This window comes from Streptomyces sp. NPDC047085 (genome assembly GCF_040643735.1).
Lineage (GTDB): Bacteria > Actinomycetota > Actinomycetes > Streptomycetales > Streptomycetaceae > Streptomyces.
In genome coordinates this window covers 126,243-140,929 of the sequence record NZ_JBEYUW010000003.1, presented here as the reverse complement: position 1 = coordinate 140,929, position 14,687 = coordinate 126,243, and the positions used below count along the sequence as shown (strand labels likewise).

12 protein-coding genes are annotated in these 14,687 nt (G+C 71.8%); 4 read left to right on the top strand and 8 right to left on the bottom strand.

Going from position 1 to position 14,687, the window contains the following annotated elements:
* Nucleotides 1–96 precede the first annotated feature (96 nt).
* The 3 genes from groES to ABZ865_RS11780 all read right to left on the bottom strand — a co-directional run bounded on the left by groES (nucleotide 97) and on the right by ABZ865_RS11780 (nucleotide 2,693).
* A complete protein-coding gene (groES, locus tag ABZ865_RS11790; protein WP_057584642.1) occupies nucleotides 97–405 on the bottom strand; it encodes a co-chaperone GroES in 309 nt (102 codons plus the stop codon).
* 255 nt (nucleotides 406–660) lie between these two features.
* Nucleotides 661–1,455, bottom strand: a complete 795-nt coding sequence (locus ABZ865_RS11785; RefSeq protein WP_361229635.1) for a polysaccharide deacetylase family protein — start codon at nucleotides 1,453–1,455, stop codon at nucleotides 661–663.
* A 269-nt stretch (nucleotides 1,456–1,724) separates the two neighbouring features.
* The gene (locus ABZ865_RS11780) at nucleotides 1,725–2,693 is read right to left on the bottom strand and encodes a polysaccharide deacetylase family protein (RefSeq protein WP_361227658.1); all 969 of its coding nucleotides are present in this window, start codon (nucleotides 2,691–2,693) and stop codon (nucleotides 1,725–1,727) included.
* Nucleotides 2,694–2,784: 91 nt separating this feature from the next.
* Between ABZ865_RS11780 and ABZ865_RS11775 the strand changes: the two genes are divergently transcribed.
* On the top strand, nucleotides 2,785–3,966 hold the full coding sequence (locus tag ABZ865_RS11775) for a methyltransferase domain-containing protein (protein ID WP_361227655.1): 1,182 nt from the start codon (nucleotides 2,785–2,787) through the stop codon (nucleotides 3,964–3,966).
* Here the strand turns inward: ABZ865_RS11775 and ABZ865_RS11770 are convergent.
* The 5 genes from ABZ865_RS11770 to ABZ865_RS11750 all read right to left on the bottom strand — a co-directional run bounded on the left by ABZ865_RS11770 (nucleotide 3,959) and on the right by ABZ865_RS11750 (nucleotide 11,415).
* On the bottom strand, nucleotides 3,959–7,249 hold the full coding sequence (locus tag ABZ865_RS11770) for an NACHT domain-containing protein (protein ID WP_361227652.1): 3,291 nt from the start codon (nucleotides 7,247–7,249) through the stop codon (nucleotides 3,959–3,961). The two genes, ABZ865_RS11775 and ABZ865_RS11770, sit on opposite strands and share 8 nt — an antisense overlap.
* Nucleotides 7,250–7,357: 108 nt before the next feature.
* Nucleotides 7,358–8,584, bottom strand: coding sequence for an RNA polymerase sigma factor (locus ABZ865_RS11765; protein ID WP_361229631.1), 1,227 nt, complete (start codon nucleotides 8,582–8,584; stop codon nucleotides 7,358–7,360).
* A gap of 137 nt (nucleotides 8,585–8,721) precedes the next feature.
* Nucleotides 8,722–9,078: a YciI family protein gene (locus ABZ865_RS11760; RefSeq protein WP_361227649.1), complete on the bottom strand. Its 357-nt coding sequence runs from the start codon at nucleotides 9,076–9,078 to the stop codon at nucleotides 8,722–8,724.
* A 110-nt stretch (nucleotides 9,079–9,188) separates the two neighbouring features.
* A complete protein-coding gene (locus ABZ865_RS11755; RefSeq protein ID WP_361227646.1) occupies nucleotides 9,189–10,256 on the bottom strand; it encodes an LCP family protein in 1,068 nt (355 codons plus the stop codon).
* Nucleotides 10,257–10,380: 124 nt separating this feature from the next.
* Nucleotides 10,381–11,415, bottom strand: a complete 1,035-nt coding sequence (locus tag ABZ865_RS11750) for a LacI family DNA-binding transcriptional regulator (protein ID WP_361227643.1) — start codon at nucleotides 11,413–11,415, stop codon at nucleotides 10,381–10,383.
* Nucleotides 11,416–11,521: 106 nt separating this feature from the next.
* On the opposite strand from ABZ865_RS11750, the gene ABZ865_RS11745 reads away from it, so the two are divergent.
* The 3 genes from ABZ865_RS11745 to ABZ865_RS11735 are packed head-to-tail and all read left to right on the top strand — an operon-like array spanning nucleotide 11,522 to nucleotide 14,680.
* A complete protein-coding gene (locus ABZ865_RS11745) occupies nucleotides 11,522–12,853 on the top strand; it encodes an extracellular solute-binding protein (protein WP_361227640.1) in 1,332 nt (443 codons plus the stop codon).
* Nucleotides 12,854–12,864: 11 nt separating this feature from the next.
* Entirely contained in the window at nucleotides 12,865–13,764 is a 900-nt protein-coding gene (locus tag ABZ865_RS11740; protein ID WP_361229628.1) for a sugar ABC transporter permease, read from the top strand.
* A gap of 16 nt (nucleotides 13,765–13,780) precedes the next feature.
* A complete protein-coding gene (locus ABZ865_RS11735; RefSeq protein ID WP_361227637.1) occupies nucleotides 13,781–14,680 on the top strand; it encodes a carbohydrate ABC transporter permease in 900 nt (299 codons plus the stop codon).
* Nucleotides 14,681–14,687: the final 7 nt, after the last annotated feature.

The following is a 14,687-nucleotide window of genomic DNA, read 5'->3' as shown; positions in this document are numbered from 1 at the left end:
GTGGGTGAAAAAAGAACTGCGCCCCGGGCGCCCGGCTTCTTAGGTGGTCGCGGGGGCCAGGGGCGCAGCTGGAAGCAACTGGGTTGCTTGAGGTGACTACTTCTCGATGATCGCGAGGACGTCGCGAGCCGAGAGGACGAGGAACTCCTCGCCGTTGTACTTCACCTCGGTGCCGCCGTACTTGCTGTACAGGACGACGTCGCCGACCTTGACGTCGAGCGGCAGGCGCTCGCCGTTCTCGAAGCGGCCCGGGCCCACGGCGAGGACGGCGCCCTCCTGGGGCTTCTCCTTCGCGGTGTCCGGGATGACCAGGCCAGAAGCGGTGGTCTGCTCGGCGTCGAGCGGCTGGACCACGATGCGGTCCTCGAGCGGCTTGATGGCAACCTTGGAGCTGGTGGTCGTCACGATCCGACCTCCCCCTTCGGAGATCTCACGGGGTTAACTGTCTGAGGTGGCGACCAGGTGGATCCGTCGTCGCGGGTGCCGGACCTGCCCGTCGCTTTGTTGGCACTCTCATCTGCCGAGTGCCAGAGCCGAGACTATGACCGGGGTTAGCACTCGGTCAAGCGGAGTGCCAATTGCCCGCGGCGCGTCGGCCGGGTTGGGCTGCTCGGGTTGCCTGGGTGACGGGTGCCGGGCCGGCCGCTGCGACCCCGCCGGCTACAGGTAGTCCTCCAGCCGCCCCACCGTCAGGCCTCGCTTCTGCACCCGGTGCAGCAGGCGGAGGGTGCGGTCGCGGAGGGTGTGGGCGGTGGGGGTGTCGGGGCCGACGAGGACGACGTCGCCGGGGCGGAGGCGCTGCTCGCCCCGGGTGTAGGTGAGGCCGCGGGAGGTCATGGCGGCGCGCCAGAGGACGAGGGTCGAGACGCCGCAGTCGGCGGCGGCGCGCAGGGTGGTGCGGTCGTAGGCGCGGTGGGGTGGGCGCAGGAGGCGGGGGCGGGTGCCGAAGCGGGAGGTGAGGCGGTCCTGCTCGGCGCAGATCTCGGCGCGCTGGCCGGTGTAGGGCAGGCCGCGCAGGGTGGGGTGGTCGAGGGTGCGGTTCTCCGCGACGGCACCGGTCGCGTGCAGGCGGGCGTAGTGGCCGGCGGCGGTTGCGACGGCGCTCTCGGTGAGGAAGAGGCTGACCGGGAGGTGCAGGTCGCGGACCATGTCGACGAAGCGCGGGTCCTGGGCGGCGCCGTCGTCGTAGGTGAGGAAGACGACCTTGTCGGTGGTGTCGACGCGGTCCACGACCGGGGGCACGGAGGCGGACCCGGTGCGGGCCGACAGCAGGCGGACGGGGTGGCGGGGCGGGGCGGCGAGCGGGGCGGTGAGGCCCCAGCGGCGGTAGGCCTGGTCCGGGCTCGGGCCGGAGCGGTGGACGCGCTCGGCGGCCTTCTTGCCGAGGCGTTCGATGGGGTCGACGGACTGGGCGCAACCGGTGAGCAGCAGGACCGAGGCGAGTACGGCGGCCAGGCGCCTCCGGCGTGCCTTCCGGATCCCGCCGGGGTCGCGGGGGCCGGTGCGCACATCTGCGGCGTTGTCGGCGGCGGCCGCCGACGCTCCCCCGCGTTCCGCTTCGCTCACGCGGGCGGACCTCCACCGTCGGCTCCGTCTTCCGCCTCGCGGCTGCACGCACCGGACCCGGCTCGGGTCGGCCGGGAGGCTCGGCCGGCCGGAGCAGGCCTGATCCGCGAGACAGGCCCCGGTACGTGCCCGGCCGCGGGTGAGCCGCCCCGGGCGCCTCACAGGTAGTCCTCCAGGCGGGCCACGGCGTAGCCCTCGCGCGTGACCTTGTTCAGGAAGCGGCGCATGTCGTCGACCATCGTGCCGTCCCAGTCGTCCCGGCCGCGGAAGTGGGTGAGGACGATGTCGCCGGGGTGCAGCTCGCGGTCGTCCTCGCGGTACTCCCAGTGGTCGACGAAGACCTCCTCGTCCCAGATCGGCGCGTACTTGATGCCGCAGGCCTTGGCGGCGCGCAGGGTGTCGCCGTTGTAGTTGCCGTAGGGCGGCCGGAAGACGGTGGGCGCCTTGCCGAACTGCTTCTTCATGACGGCCTGCATGCCGCAGATCTCGTCCTTCTGCTCCTCGTAGGACAGGCCGGGCAGGTAGGGGTGGGTCATGGTGTGGTTGCCCAGGGTGTGGCCCTGGGCCTGCATCCTGCGGAAGTAGCCGTAGTCGTCCTTGACCAGGTAGTTGCTGAGGAAGGCGGTGTACGGGATCTTCAGGTCGCTCATCATGCGCAGGAAGTTCGGGTCCTTCTCGGCGCCGTCGTCGATGGTGAGGAAGACGACCTTCTGCCGGGTGGGGATCGTGGTGAAGACCGGGGGCAGGTCGTCCTCCACCTGGCCGTCCACCTCGAAGCCGTCCCGCGCGGTGATCCTCGGCTTGTGCGCCGGCGGGGCCGGGGGTCTCAGCGGCACCGTGTCCAGTTTCCAGTGCTCGGCGGCGGCGACCAGGCGGGTGTGTTCGGCGGCGGGGTCCAGGGCCTGGGCGGGCCCGCCCTGGCCGGGCTGGTTGCCGGGGCCGGGGTGGGCGCCGGAGTCCTCGCCGGGGCCGGCGCATCCGGTGAGGACGGCGGTGGTGGCCAGGGCGACGGCCCCGCAGCGGAGGGCCACCTTCGGGAATCGTGCCGGGCGTCGCGCGGGGAATCGTGCCGGGAGCCGCGCCGGGAATCCTGCCCTGAATTTGTCATTTTGTACTACTTCTCGCATGGTGTCGGATCTTCGCAGGCCCCCACCCCGATCCCGGCCCGACGCCGCCGCCCGGAGGCGCACCATCCACCGACTGGCCCACAATGACCCGGTGAACGACCAGCTCCCCTCCTTCCACGCCCTGCTCACCCCCGAGGGCCGGGCCCTCCTCGACGAGGTGCGGGGCACCGCCCCGGCGGACGAACTCACCGTCGCCACCCGGCTGCGCCGCACCCACCCCGCCGAGCTGGTGTCGGCCGCGCTCGGCCAGGCCCGGCTGCGGCAGCGGGCGGCGGCCAAGTTCGCGGCCGAGGACGCGGAGCGCATGTTCTTCACGCCCAACGGGGTCGAACAGTCGACGCGGACCAGCGTGGCGGCGTACCGGGCGGCCCGGATGAAGGACCAGGGGGTGACGTCGGTCGCCGACCTGTGCTGCGGGATCGGCGGTGACGCCATCGCTCTGGCGCGGGCCGGGGTCCGGGTGCTGGCCGTGGACCGGGACCCGCTGACGGTGGCCGTCGCCCGGGCGAACGCCGAGACGCTCGGCCTCGACCGGCTGATCGAGGTACGGGAGGCGGACGTCACCGAGGTCGACACCGCCGGCTACGACGCCGTCTTCGTGGACCCGGCACGGCGCGGCGGCCGGGGCCGCGTCTTCGACCCGGAGGCGTACTCACCGCCCCTGTCCTGGGCGGTCGCCACCGCCCTCGCCGCACCCCGCGCCGCCCTGAAGATCGCCCCGGGCATCCCGCACGAGGCGGTTCCCGCCGAGGCCGAGGCGGAGTGGATCTCGGACGGCGGCGACGTGAAGGAGGCGGTGCTCTGGTTCGGCACCGAGCCCGGCCTGGTCCGCGCCACCCTGCTGCCCGGCCCGCGCAGCCTGCTCGGCCGGGGTCTGCCCGATCCCGAAGTGCGCCCGGTGGGGCGGTACTTGTACGAGCCCGACGGCGCCGTGATCCGCGCCCACCTGGTCGCCGAGGTGGCCGAACAGGTCGGCGGCGGCCTCCTCGACGCGACCATCGCCTACATCACGGCCGACACCCTGCGCCCGACCCCGTACGCCACCGCCTACGAGATCACCGACCGACTCCCCTTCAACGTCAAGAAGTTGAAGGCCCTGCTGCGCGAACGCGAGGTCGGCACCCTGACCGTGAAGAAGCGCGGCTCGGCCGTCGAACCGGAGGAACTGCGCCGCAAGGTCAAACCCCAGGGACCGAACGCGGCGACGGTCTTCCTGACCCGGGTGGCGGGCGCCCCGACGATGCTGCTGGGACAGCCCGCGCCGGTCAGCTGAGCGGCACGATCGTGTGGTCACGCAGGACCCGGACGCGGGCGCGGCGGCTCACGGTGTAGGCGGCGTCGTGGGCGTCGGCCCCGATGTACACGTCGCTTCCCCGGACGAGCGAGAGGAGCTGGGCGACGGCCTGCGCATCGTCCGCAGCAGACGCCGCCTGCTGCAGCAGTGACCTGTGCATGTAATCGGGAGCGCCGGCGGCGAGACTCTCCGTGAGGTGATGGAGAACGGCGTGGACCCGCGACACCGGTATACGCGGCGGAAGGTGATTTATCGCAGCCGCGCTCCTGTCGCTCGTGGCCCTGAGGTAGGCGTCCACCCCTGCCTCCGGAGCGAACGCGTACAGCCATTGACGCGCCTGCTCGCCCTCGTCCGTCGACGGCAACGAGTAGGGAGGCGCACTCCCCCTGTCGAAGAAGGTCTCCGTGACGTCGATCCCGCCGTACGGAGACAGCACCCTGCCCAGGCGCGTCGCGATCCTGCCTGTCCAGGTCCACACCGAGGAGCCCCTCTCGTACGTCAGGTTCGCCGCAAGAGTGCCGTCCACGATCACGGCGCGGACGGACTCGAGCCGCTGCGGTGTGCCCCAGGCCGCGGAGGTGGCGGCGGCGGCCACGGCGACCCGGGCATCGTCGCTGCCCAGGGGCGCTTCCAGGTCCGCCATGTCACCGGGGAAGTGGTCGAGGCATTCGAGCGCGAGCCAGCGCAGCTGCCACGCGGCCCTCGCGTCGGCCGCGACGGCGAGCAGGACGTCCCGGTGTGCCCAGCCGTGCCCCTTGCCGCAGGACTCCGCCACCGCGCACATGAGGGGAATCTTCTGGAAGTCCGTCACATCGTCCGACCTGACGGCGTCGAGCAGTACCCGGCCGCCTCGGTCACCGGCCAGGCTCAGATAGGCCTCGGCCAGATGGGTGCGTTCGAAGAACCAGCCGTTGTCGCGGAGCAGCAGTTCCCGCAACGGCTCTCGTGCGCGCGGATCCCGGAGCTGTGTCAACGCGTCACACCCCGCGGTGATGATGCCGTTTCCGGCATCCCGCTCCTGGAGTTCCATGACACGCAGAATCGGGTGCATCGGCCCTCCCGCACCGCCCAGAGCTCTGACGACGAGTTCGGCCGGGAAGGACCAGCCACCGGACGGATCGATCAGTTCGTTCAACTGCCCCAGCAGGAACGGCACGGCCGCTTCGACATGCAGGGTGCCCAAGGCCGTCAGAAGGGCTTCGCGCAGGGTCTCGGGCAGCTCCGGCCGCAGTGTCAGCACGCCCAGCAGCCGTTCGCCCACGTTCCGTCCGCCGTGGGTGGTCAGTGCCTCCACCAGGACCGTCCGCGCCGACTCGTCCCGTGTCCCGTCGCCGATATAGGTGATGACCTCGCTCAGCTGCGCCTCCGAGCCCAGCACACCCACGATCGCCTCTGCCGCCCGCTCCCGTTCCTGCCGGTACGGCGAGGTCTCCAGCAGCTCCCACACCGTCCGGACGATCTCCCGCCGCAGCGCCACGTCGGCGACGCGGGGGCTGCCCGTCAGGCAGCGGGCCGCGAGCAGCAGGTCGGTGTGAAAGAGGTCGTCGTCGGGGAGGTCCAGCAGGTCCCCGGCGTCGTCCCGGGTCCGCGGGGCTCCCGGCTCCCGTTGCAGGATGCCGAGCAGCAACCCCGTCGCGTCCGCCAGGGAGCCGGCCAGGAGCAGGATCACCTCCTCCCACCACGGGTCGTGCCGGGCCCGTACGGCCTGCCCGACGCCGGCGGGGCCGCGCTCCAGCAGCGCGGCGGCGGCGAAGTGTTCCTGGAGAGTCAGGTGCAGGAAGCCGTACCAGCCATGGGCCTGCGCCTTCAACAGGCCGTACTGCGCGGCGATCTCGTCCAGGATCGCCCGGCTGTCCGTGCGCGGCAGGTCGATGGTCGGCAGGAAGTCGGCGACCAGGTCGAGGAGTTCCTCCTCGCGGAAGTAGCGCAGCCCGCGCTGGTGGTACTGCCAGGCGATCTGCTTGAGCAGGTCCTGTTTGCGGTCGGTCGTGAAACGGCTGTACCGGCTGATCTTGCGGTGCGCGTCCCACTCGCGCAGCAGCACCTCGACGCACCGCCGGTACAGCGCCGCCCGGCGCTCCGGAAGCTCCAGGTCCTGCTCGTAGACGATGGCGATCAGGCTGAGCAGCAGCGGGTTGGCGGCCAGGGTCTGCAGGCGGGCGTTGCCCGACAGCGCGCGGACCAGGCCGCCGCGGCGGCGGTCGCGGTCGCCGAACCAGTTGGCGACGAACGTCTCGATCTGCGGCCACTCGAAGTCCAGCGCCTCCAGGACCTGGAACTGCGGCAGCCCGCCGCGCCAGCCGTGCCGGCGGCAAGTGGTGGCGATCAGCGCCCTCGGGTAGCGGGTGGCCAGCCGGGTGATCTCCTCGGTGACCTTGTTGTAGGCGCCGGCCGCCGTCTCCGCGCTCTCCCCGCCCAGCACCTCGTCCAGCCCGTCGAACAGCAGCGCCGCCGTGCCGTCGGTGAGCCGCTCCACGACGTACTCCCGGGCGTCGGCGAAGCCGTACTGGTCGGCCCAGTGTTCGGCGAGGTAGTCCAGGACCGAGTCGTGGCCGCTCTCCACGAAGCGGAACAGCTCGATGTACGCCGGAAGTTCGGGCAGGGGCTCGCCCTCCGCCCGGCTCGCCATGCGCAGGGCGAGGTGGCGCAGCATGGTCGTCTTGCCGGCGCCCGGATCGCCGACGACCACGATGCGCTGGTAGCGCTGGAGTGCGTCGACCGGCGCGTACGTGTGGGCGGCGCCGGACGGCCCGTCGGCGGCCTGCGCCTCCCGTCGTACGGCGTCCCGGGTGCGGTCCTGGGCGAACTCCTCCTCGCGGACGAACCGCAGCGGCTGCTGCTCCTGCACCCGGACCTGCACATACAGCCGGTCCAGGCGCAGCGGGCGGGACATGTCGAGGATCCGCAGCGTCGACAGCTCCTGGACCAGCCGGGCGCAGTAGGCGACGGCCGCGGCGGCCAGGCCCGTGCGGTGCGCCACCTGACGCCGGGCGGCGCGCTCGCGTTCGCGTTCCGCCTCCTCGGCCGCACGTCGTGCGGTGCGCTCGGCGGCCTGCCGCTCGTGGTCCCACTCCTGCTCCCGGCGGCGCAGGTCGGCGGTGAGCTGAAGCCGGATCTTCTCGCGCTCCAGGGCCCGGGTGCGGCCGGTCTGCCAGATCGCGACCGCGCCGGCGATCAGCGCGACCACCACTCCCCCGGCCGCCGTGACGGCCGAGGCCGTGTCCAGCGCCAGGTTCTGTGCGACGGCGGTACGAAACGGCACGGTGCGGCCCCCCGACTTCGCTCCGGGTCACCCTGTTCCCCGGCTCTCTCGACCCCCTGATCGGTCGTCAATTCTGGCAGCGCCCGTTCCCTGGCGAACCCGAATCGGTCACATGCCTTCCGCCGCCGCCCGGCGCAGCAGCCACTCCCGCTCCCGCTCGTTGCGCGCCAGGGTCGCCGCCCGTTCGAACTCCGCGCGGGCTTCGGCCGGGCGGCCCAGGCGGGCGAGGAGGTCGCCGCGGACGCTGGGGAGCAAGTGGTAGTCGCGCAGGGCGGGTTCGGCGGCGAGCGCGTCGACGAGGCGCAGTCCCTCGGCGGGGCCGTCGGTCATCGACACGGCGACCGCGCGGTTCAACTCGACGACCGGGGACGGGGATCGGGCCGCGAGCAGGGCGTACAGGGTGGCGATGGTGCGCCAGTCGGTCTCCTCGTAGGTGTACGCGTGCGCGTGGCAGGCGGCGATGGCGGCCTGGAGGGCGTAGGGGCCGGGGGCGCCGGTGGTCGTGGCCTCGGCGCGGGCGAGGGCCCGGATGCCGCGGGCGATGAGCATGCGGTTCCAGCGGCGGCGGTTCTGGTCCTTGAGCAGGACCGGTTCACCGCCCGGACCCGTGCGGGCGGCGGCGCGGGAGGTCTGGAACTCCAGCAGCGAGGTCAGGGCGTGCACCTCGGGTTCCTTCGGCATCAGGGAGGACAGCACTCGGGCCAGTCGCAGGGCGTCCTCGCACAGGCCGGGGCGGAGCAGGTCGTCGCCGGCGGTGGCCGCGTACCCCTCGTTGAAGATCAGGTAGATGACGTCCAGGACCGAGCCCAGGCGCGCCTCGCGGTCGGGGCCGTACGGCACCTCGAAGGCGACGTTCCTGGTCGCCAGGGTCCGCTTCGCGCGGACGATGCGCTGGGCGATCGTCGGCTCCGGGACGAGGTAGGCGCGGGCGATCTCGGCCGTGGTCAGGCCGCCCAGCAGGCGCAGGGTGAGGGCGGTGCGGGCTTCCGGGGACAGCGCCGGGTGGCAGGTGGTGAAGACCAGGCGGAGCAGGTCGTCGTCGATGTCCTCGGGGTCGGCGGGCTCCTCGAACGGGGCCGTGGTCTCCAGGTCCCGGCCGATCTCGGCGAGCTTGCGGGCGTAGGTCTCGCGACGCCGGATCAGGTCGACGGCGCGGTGCCGGGCGGTGGCCATGAGCCAGGCGCCCGGATTGTCGGGCACGCCGTCCCTCGGCCACCGCTCCAGCGCGGCGACCAGCGCGTCCTGCGTCAGTTCCTCGGCGATGCCGACGTCCCGGACGAGCCGGGCGACGCCGGCGATCACCCGGGGCGACTCCAGACGGAAGACGGTCTCGATCGCGTGCGCCGCGACGGGCTGCGCACCGGCGGCATGCGGTGCGGCGGCATGCGGTGCGTTGGGCTGCGGTGCGGTGGGCTGCGGTTCCACAGCCCACCATGCAACACCCGAAAAGGCGTGCGGGGCCAACCGGGGGATCAGCCCTCGGCGATCTCCCGCACCTCGCAGGACACGTTCCAGTAGTCCTCGTGGACCTTCAGGAACCGCTTGGTCCACTCCAGGGCCTCGGCCTTGTCCTTGCACTGCATGATCGCGTAGCCGCCGATGACCTCCTTGGACTCGGTGAACGGCCCGTCGGTCACGGACAGCTTCCCGCCCTGCCAGCGCACCGTGGTGCCCTGCGCGGAGGGGGTGAGCCCGGCGGTGTCGAGCATGACGCCGGCCTTGGTGATCTCCTCGATCAGCTCGCCCATCCGCTGCATCAGCTCCTGACTGGGGCCCTCGGCGGGGGCGGAGGACTCGTCGATGTGCACGATCGACAGGTAGCGGGGCATGGTGACTCCTTCGGTCGAGGCGGCGGGGCCGTTCCCCGCTGCTCACCCATGCGTCGAACGGGAGACACCCGGATCGACACCCGCTCGGAGTTTTCCCGAAGATTTTTTTCTCAGCGCAGGGACGCCCACAGATCGTCCGCCGCCGGCTCCTTCGCCACCACCCGGTTGGGGTCCGAGGGTGCCGTGACGACCGGCATCATCACCGTCCGCACATGGTCCGCGGTGAGGCCCTTCAGGCTCTCGCCGAGCCGCATCAGCTCGCCCAGCGAGTCCAGGCCGGTGTCGGTGGTGAGGCCGGCGGTGACCGCGTCGGCGGCCCGGTAGAGCCCCGCCGGGTCGGAGAGCAGGTCGGTCGCGGCCATCTGCTCCAGCAGGGCCGTGACCAGCTTCTGCTGGAGGCCTATGCGGCCCAGGTCGCTGCCGTCGCCGATGCCGTGCCGGGTGCGGGCGAGCGCGAGGGCGCGGGTGCCGTTCAGGTGGTGGGTTCCGGACGGCAGGTGCAGATGGCTCTTGTCGTCGTCGATGTCCTGGTCGGTGGTGACCGTGACCCCGCCGAGCGTGTCCACCAGCTTCGCGAATCCGGAGAAGTCGATCTCGATGTAGTGGTCCATGCGGACGTTCGTCATCGACTCGACCGTCTTCACCGCGCACACCGGCCCGCCCACCGCGTAGGCGCTGTTGAACATCGCGCCGTACGCCGTCGCCGTCGAGCCCCCGGAGGGCAGCGGGCAGGACGGGCGGGTGACGAGGGTGTCGCGCGGGATGCTGACGACGGTGGCCCCGGTCCGGCCCGCGTCGATGTGCACCACCATCGCGGTGTCGGAACGGGCGCCGGTGCTGTCGCCGCCGCCCAGCTCCTTGTTGGCCTTGCCGCTGCGCGAGTCGGAGCCGAGGACCAGGATGTTCAGGGCGCCGGTCGGCAGCGGGGAGGCGGTGGCCGAGGCGCCGGCCGGGGCGGTCGCGGACGGGGCGGACACCGCCCGGGCGGGCCGGTCGTCGCCGAGCGCGCTGTTGATGTCGACGCTTCTGATGTTGTGGTTGAGATGCCAGTACGCCCAGCCCGCGGCCGCCACGCCCAGCACCAGGGCCCCCGCCAGGGTGAGGCCGGCGGCTTTCACCGCTCGCGACCGCCGCCCCGCCCGTATGCCCGTGTCGCCCTGCTCCCCTTGTCGCGTCACGGGCAGGAACGTAAGTCCGAATTATTAGGGGACTGTTAGGGGAAGCCGTGCGAGACGGTTTTCTTCGGAAATTCTCACCACGCCGAAAGTTTCGACCATGCGGCGGGGGTGGGGTTCGCGGTTCTCAGCCCGCCGCGGGCGCCGCCGTGCTCGACCGCACGACCAGGCTGGTCGCCAGCTCCACCCGGGTCGCCGCCCGCCCCTCCTCCTCGGCGCGCCCCAGCTCCAGCACGAGCCGGGCGGCGGCCTCGGCCATCTCGGTCAGCGGCTGTCGTACGGTCGTCAGCGGCGGGCCGACCCAGCGGGCCACCGGCAGATCGTCGAAGCCGACGACGCTGACGTCCTCCGGGATGCGCAGCCCCAGCTCGCGGGCCGCCTCGTACAGGCCGAGCGCCTGCAGGTCGTTGCCCGCGAAGACGGCGGTCGGCCGGTCGGGGCGGCGCAGCAGCTCCAGGCCCAGGCGGTAGCCGGCGTCGTGGTGGAAGTCGCCGGTCATCACGAGGGAGGGGTCGACCGGCAGGCCGGCCGTCTCCAGGGCCGCCCGGTAGCCGTCGATGCGGGCCCGGCTGCACATCATCCGGGACGGACCGCTGATCGCGCCGATCCGGGTGTGGCCCAGTTCCACCAGATGCCGGGTGGCGGCGAGCCCGCCCTGCCAGTTGGTGGCGCCGATGGAGGGCACGTCCGGGCCCGGGTCGCCGGCCGGGTCCACGACCACGAACGGGATGGACCGGCTGGTCAGCAGCGCCCGCTGGGCCCCGTCCAGCTCGGAGAGCACCAGCACCACCCCGTGCGGGCGGCGGGCGGCGACCTGGTCGGCCCAGGTCCGGCCCGGGGTGAGCCGCCCGGCGGACTCGGAGAGGACCACGCTCAGGCCCGCGCCCTGCGCCACGTTCTCCACGCCCCGGATGACCTCCATCGCCCAGGCGCTCTCCAGCTCGTGGAAGACCAGGTCGATCAGCGGGGAGCGGGAAGCCTCGGCGCGCCGGCGCCGGTAGCCGTACGCGCGCAGCAGCTCCTCGACACGGGTGCGGGTCGAGGGGGCGACGTCGGCGCGGCCGTTGAGGACCTTCGAAACAGTCGGGGTGGAGACCCCGGCCTCGCGGGCGATCTCGGCGAGCGTCGCTGTCTGTGTTTCCACGGACTTCCCAGGCTTCATGCCCGCGATCGTATCCCTGCGCGACCCCTTGACGAAGCCCTTCTTCCGCCATACCTTCCCGGAACATTCGGAAAGCCAATCGAAACATTGCGAGAGGCCAGGGGTCATGGAGTCCACCACGTCCAACGGCGGGCGTACGTTCAGCAGGCGCTGGGTGCTCGGCGCCGGTGTCACCACACTTGTCACCGCCGGCCTCTCGGCCTGTGGCTCCTCCGGGGGTTCCGGCGGCGGCGGTGGCACGCTCACCGCGTTCGTGTACGGCGACGACGCGGCCAAGATCCAGCTCAAGGCCGTCGACCGGTTCAACGCGTCGGCCGCCGCCAAGAAGGCCAAGGGCAGGATCAAGCTGGAGAAGGTGCCCGGCGCCGACTATCCGGCGAAGCTGCGCACGGCGATGGGCTCGCCCAACGCGCCCGACGTGTTCTTCAACTGGGGCGGCGGCTCGATCAAGGCGTACAAGGACGCCAACCAGCTGGTCGACCTGACCGACACCATCACGTCGGACCCGGTCCTGAAGAGCGGCTTCCTGCCCTCGGTCCTCGCGGCCGGCGGGCTGAGCGGGCGCAACTACGGCATCCCGATGCGCGGCATGCAGCCCGTGATCCTCTTCTACAACAAGTCGCTCTTCGCCGAGCACAAGCTCCAGCCGCCCACCACCTGGGACCAGCTGCTCGACATCAACGCCAAGCTGAAGAAGGCGAAGATCACCCCGTTCGCGCTCGGCGGCTCGGACATCTGGCCCGAGCTGATGTGGCTGGAGTACCTGGTCGACCGCATCGGCGGCCCCCAGGTCTTCGACCGCATCAAGAACGGCGACGCATCCGGCTGGGGCGACCCGGCCGTCCTCAAGGCCGCCCAGACGGTCAAGCAGCTCATCGACGACGGCGCCTTCGGCAAGGGCTACAGCTCGGTCGCCTACACCAACGGCGGCGCCCCGGCCGTGTTCGCCAAGGGCAGGGCGGCGATGCACCTGATGGGCTCCTGGGAGTACTCCACCCAGCTCGGCAAGTTCCCGGACTTCGCGAAGAAGGACCTCGGCTGGACCGCGTTCCCGAGCATCGAGGGCGGCGCCGGCGACATCCGCAACGTCGTCGGCAACCCCACCAACTACTGGTCCGTCAACGCCCGTACCTCCAACAAGGACGCCGCGCTCGCCTTCCTGCGCGACTGCGCCTCCGAGCAGTACGCCAAGGACCTGGTCGCCAACGGCGACATCCCGACCACGACGAACGCCGAGAAGCTGCTGGACGCCTCGCCGAACCCGGAGTTCGCGAAGTTCCAGTACCGGATGGTGCAGCAGGCCCCGGCGTTCACGCTCAGCTGGGACCAGGCCGTCGACCCGAACGTGTCGACGCCGATGCTCACCGAGGTCAACAAGCTGTTCGTGGGCAAGTCCTCGCCGAGCCAGTTCGTGTCGGCCCTGCAGGGGCTGAAGTGAGCACCACCGCGGTGAAGGGCGGCTCGCGCGTCGGGGCGGGCCGCCCGCCCGGCGGCTCCCGGGCCGAGGCGGGCCGCCCGCACGCCGCCTGGGCCCTGCCCGGCGTGCTGTTCTTCGCGTTCTTCGCCCTCGCCCCCATGGTGCTGGCGTTCGGCCTGTCCTTCACCAAGTGGAACGGACTCGGCGACCCCGAGCCGGCCGGCCTCGCCAACTGGCACAAGCTGCTCGGCGACGACCGGCTCACCCAGTCCCTCACGGTCACCGTGCTGCTCACGGTGGTCAGCTGGGCCTTCCAGACGGTCGTCTCCCTGCTGCTCGGCGTCTGGGCGGCGGGCCCGCAGCGCAACCGCGCGGTCCTCTCGGCCGTCTTCTTCGTGCCGTTCCTGCTGTCCTCGACGGCGATCTCGCTGCTGTTCTACGCCCTGCTCGACCCGAACTTCGGCATCGTCCACGGCGACACCCTCGGCTCGACGAGCGGCGCCTTCCTGGCGATCGTGTTCGTCGGCGGCTGGCAGTTCATCCCCTTCCACACCCTGATCTACCAGGGCGGGGCCCGGCAGATCCCCGAGGTCCTCTACCAGGCGGCGGCGATCGACGGCGCGGGCCGCTACCGCCAGTTCTTCTCCATCACGCTGCCCCAGCTGCGCAACACCGCGACCACCTCCGGCGTGCTGATGGTCGTCGGCTCGCTGACCTACTTCGAGACCGTCCTGATCCTCACCCAGGGCGGCCCCGGCACCGACACGGCGACCCTGCCGTACCTGATGTACGAGGCCGGGTTCAAGAGCTACGACTTCGGCTACGCCAGCGCCATCGCCTCCTTCCTGGTGGTGGCCGCGACCGCGCTGTCCCTGCTGCTGGTGCGGCTGTCCGGTTTCGGCGCGATGCGCAGTACCAGGGAAGGAATGTGACGCAGTGTCACACCCCATGTCACACGACACGCTGCCCCGCCCCGTGAAGACCGACGCGGCGCCCCCGGCGGGGCCCGCCGGACGCCGCCGCCGGCGCCGGGCCCGGCGGGCCAACCCGCTCGCCGGCCTCGGCTCGGTGATCTGGCTGGTCGTCGTCATCGTCCCGGTCTACGCGATGATCTCGGCCTCGCTCACCCGCCAGGACGAGGCGCTGGGCGACAACGCCCTGAAACCGCCGAGCCGTCCGACCCTCGCCAACTACGACACCGTGCTGCACAACGGCTTCGGCCACTACCTGTGGAACACCGCGCTGGTGGCGGCCGCGGTCGTGGCGATCGTGGTCGTGCTGTGCGTGCCGCTCGCCTACGTCGCCGTACGGACCCGGGGCTTCTGGTCCGGGGCCGCCTTCCGGCTGTTCCTGCTCGGCGTGGCCATCCCGGCGCAGGCGGTCGTCGTACCGCTCTACCTGATGATCGCCAAGCTGAACCTCTACGACAGCCTCCTCGCGATCATCCTGCCGACGGCCGCGTTCGCGATGCCGGTGTCCATCCTGATCCTCACCGGCACCCTCAGGGACATCTCGGAGGAGGTGTACGAGGCGATGGCCCTGGACGGCGCCTCGCCCACCCGGATGCTGTTCCAGCTGGTCGTCCCCCTGTCCAAGGGCGGCATCAGCACCGTCGTCGTCTACGCGGCGCTCCAGGCCTGGAACGGCCTCCTCTTCCCGCTGATCTTCACCCAGTCCGAGGAGCCGCGCGTGCTGACCCTCGGCCTGTTCAACTACGTGAGCCAGTTCGGCGTGAACATCCCCGCCCTGCTCGCCTCGGTCGTCCTCTCCGGCATCCCGATCTTCGCCGTGTACCTGGTGGCCCGCCGGGCCCTGGTCGGCGGCCTGATGGGCGTGGGCGGCAAGTGATCACCTC

Coding starts and splice junctions, on each gene's coding strand:
- ABZ865_RS11780 (WP_361227658.1), bottom strand. CDS start 2,693: ATGCGAGAAGTAGTACAAAATGACAAATTCAGGGCAGGATTCCCGGCG.
- ABZ865_RS11760 (WP_361227649.1), bottom strand. CDS start 9,078: ATGCCCCGCTACCTGTCGATCGTGCACATCGACGAGTCCTCCGCCCCC.
- ABZ865_RS11750 (WP_361227643.1), bottom strand. CDS start 11,415: ATGAAGCCTGGGAAGTCCGTGGAAACACAGACAGCGACGCTCGCCGAG.
- ABZ865_RS11745 (WP_361227640.1), top strand. CDS start 11,522: ATGGAGTCCACCACGTCCAACGGCGGGCGTACGTTCAGCAGGCGCTGG.
- ABZ865_RS11735 (WP_361227637.1), top strand. CDS start 13,781: ATGTCACACGACACGCTGCCCCGCCCCGTGAAGACCGACGCGGCGCCC.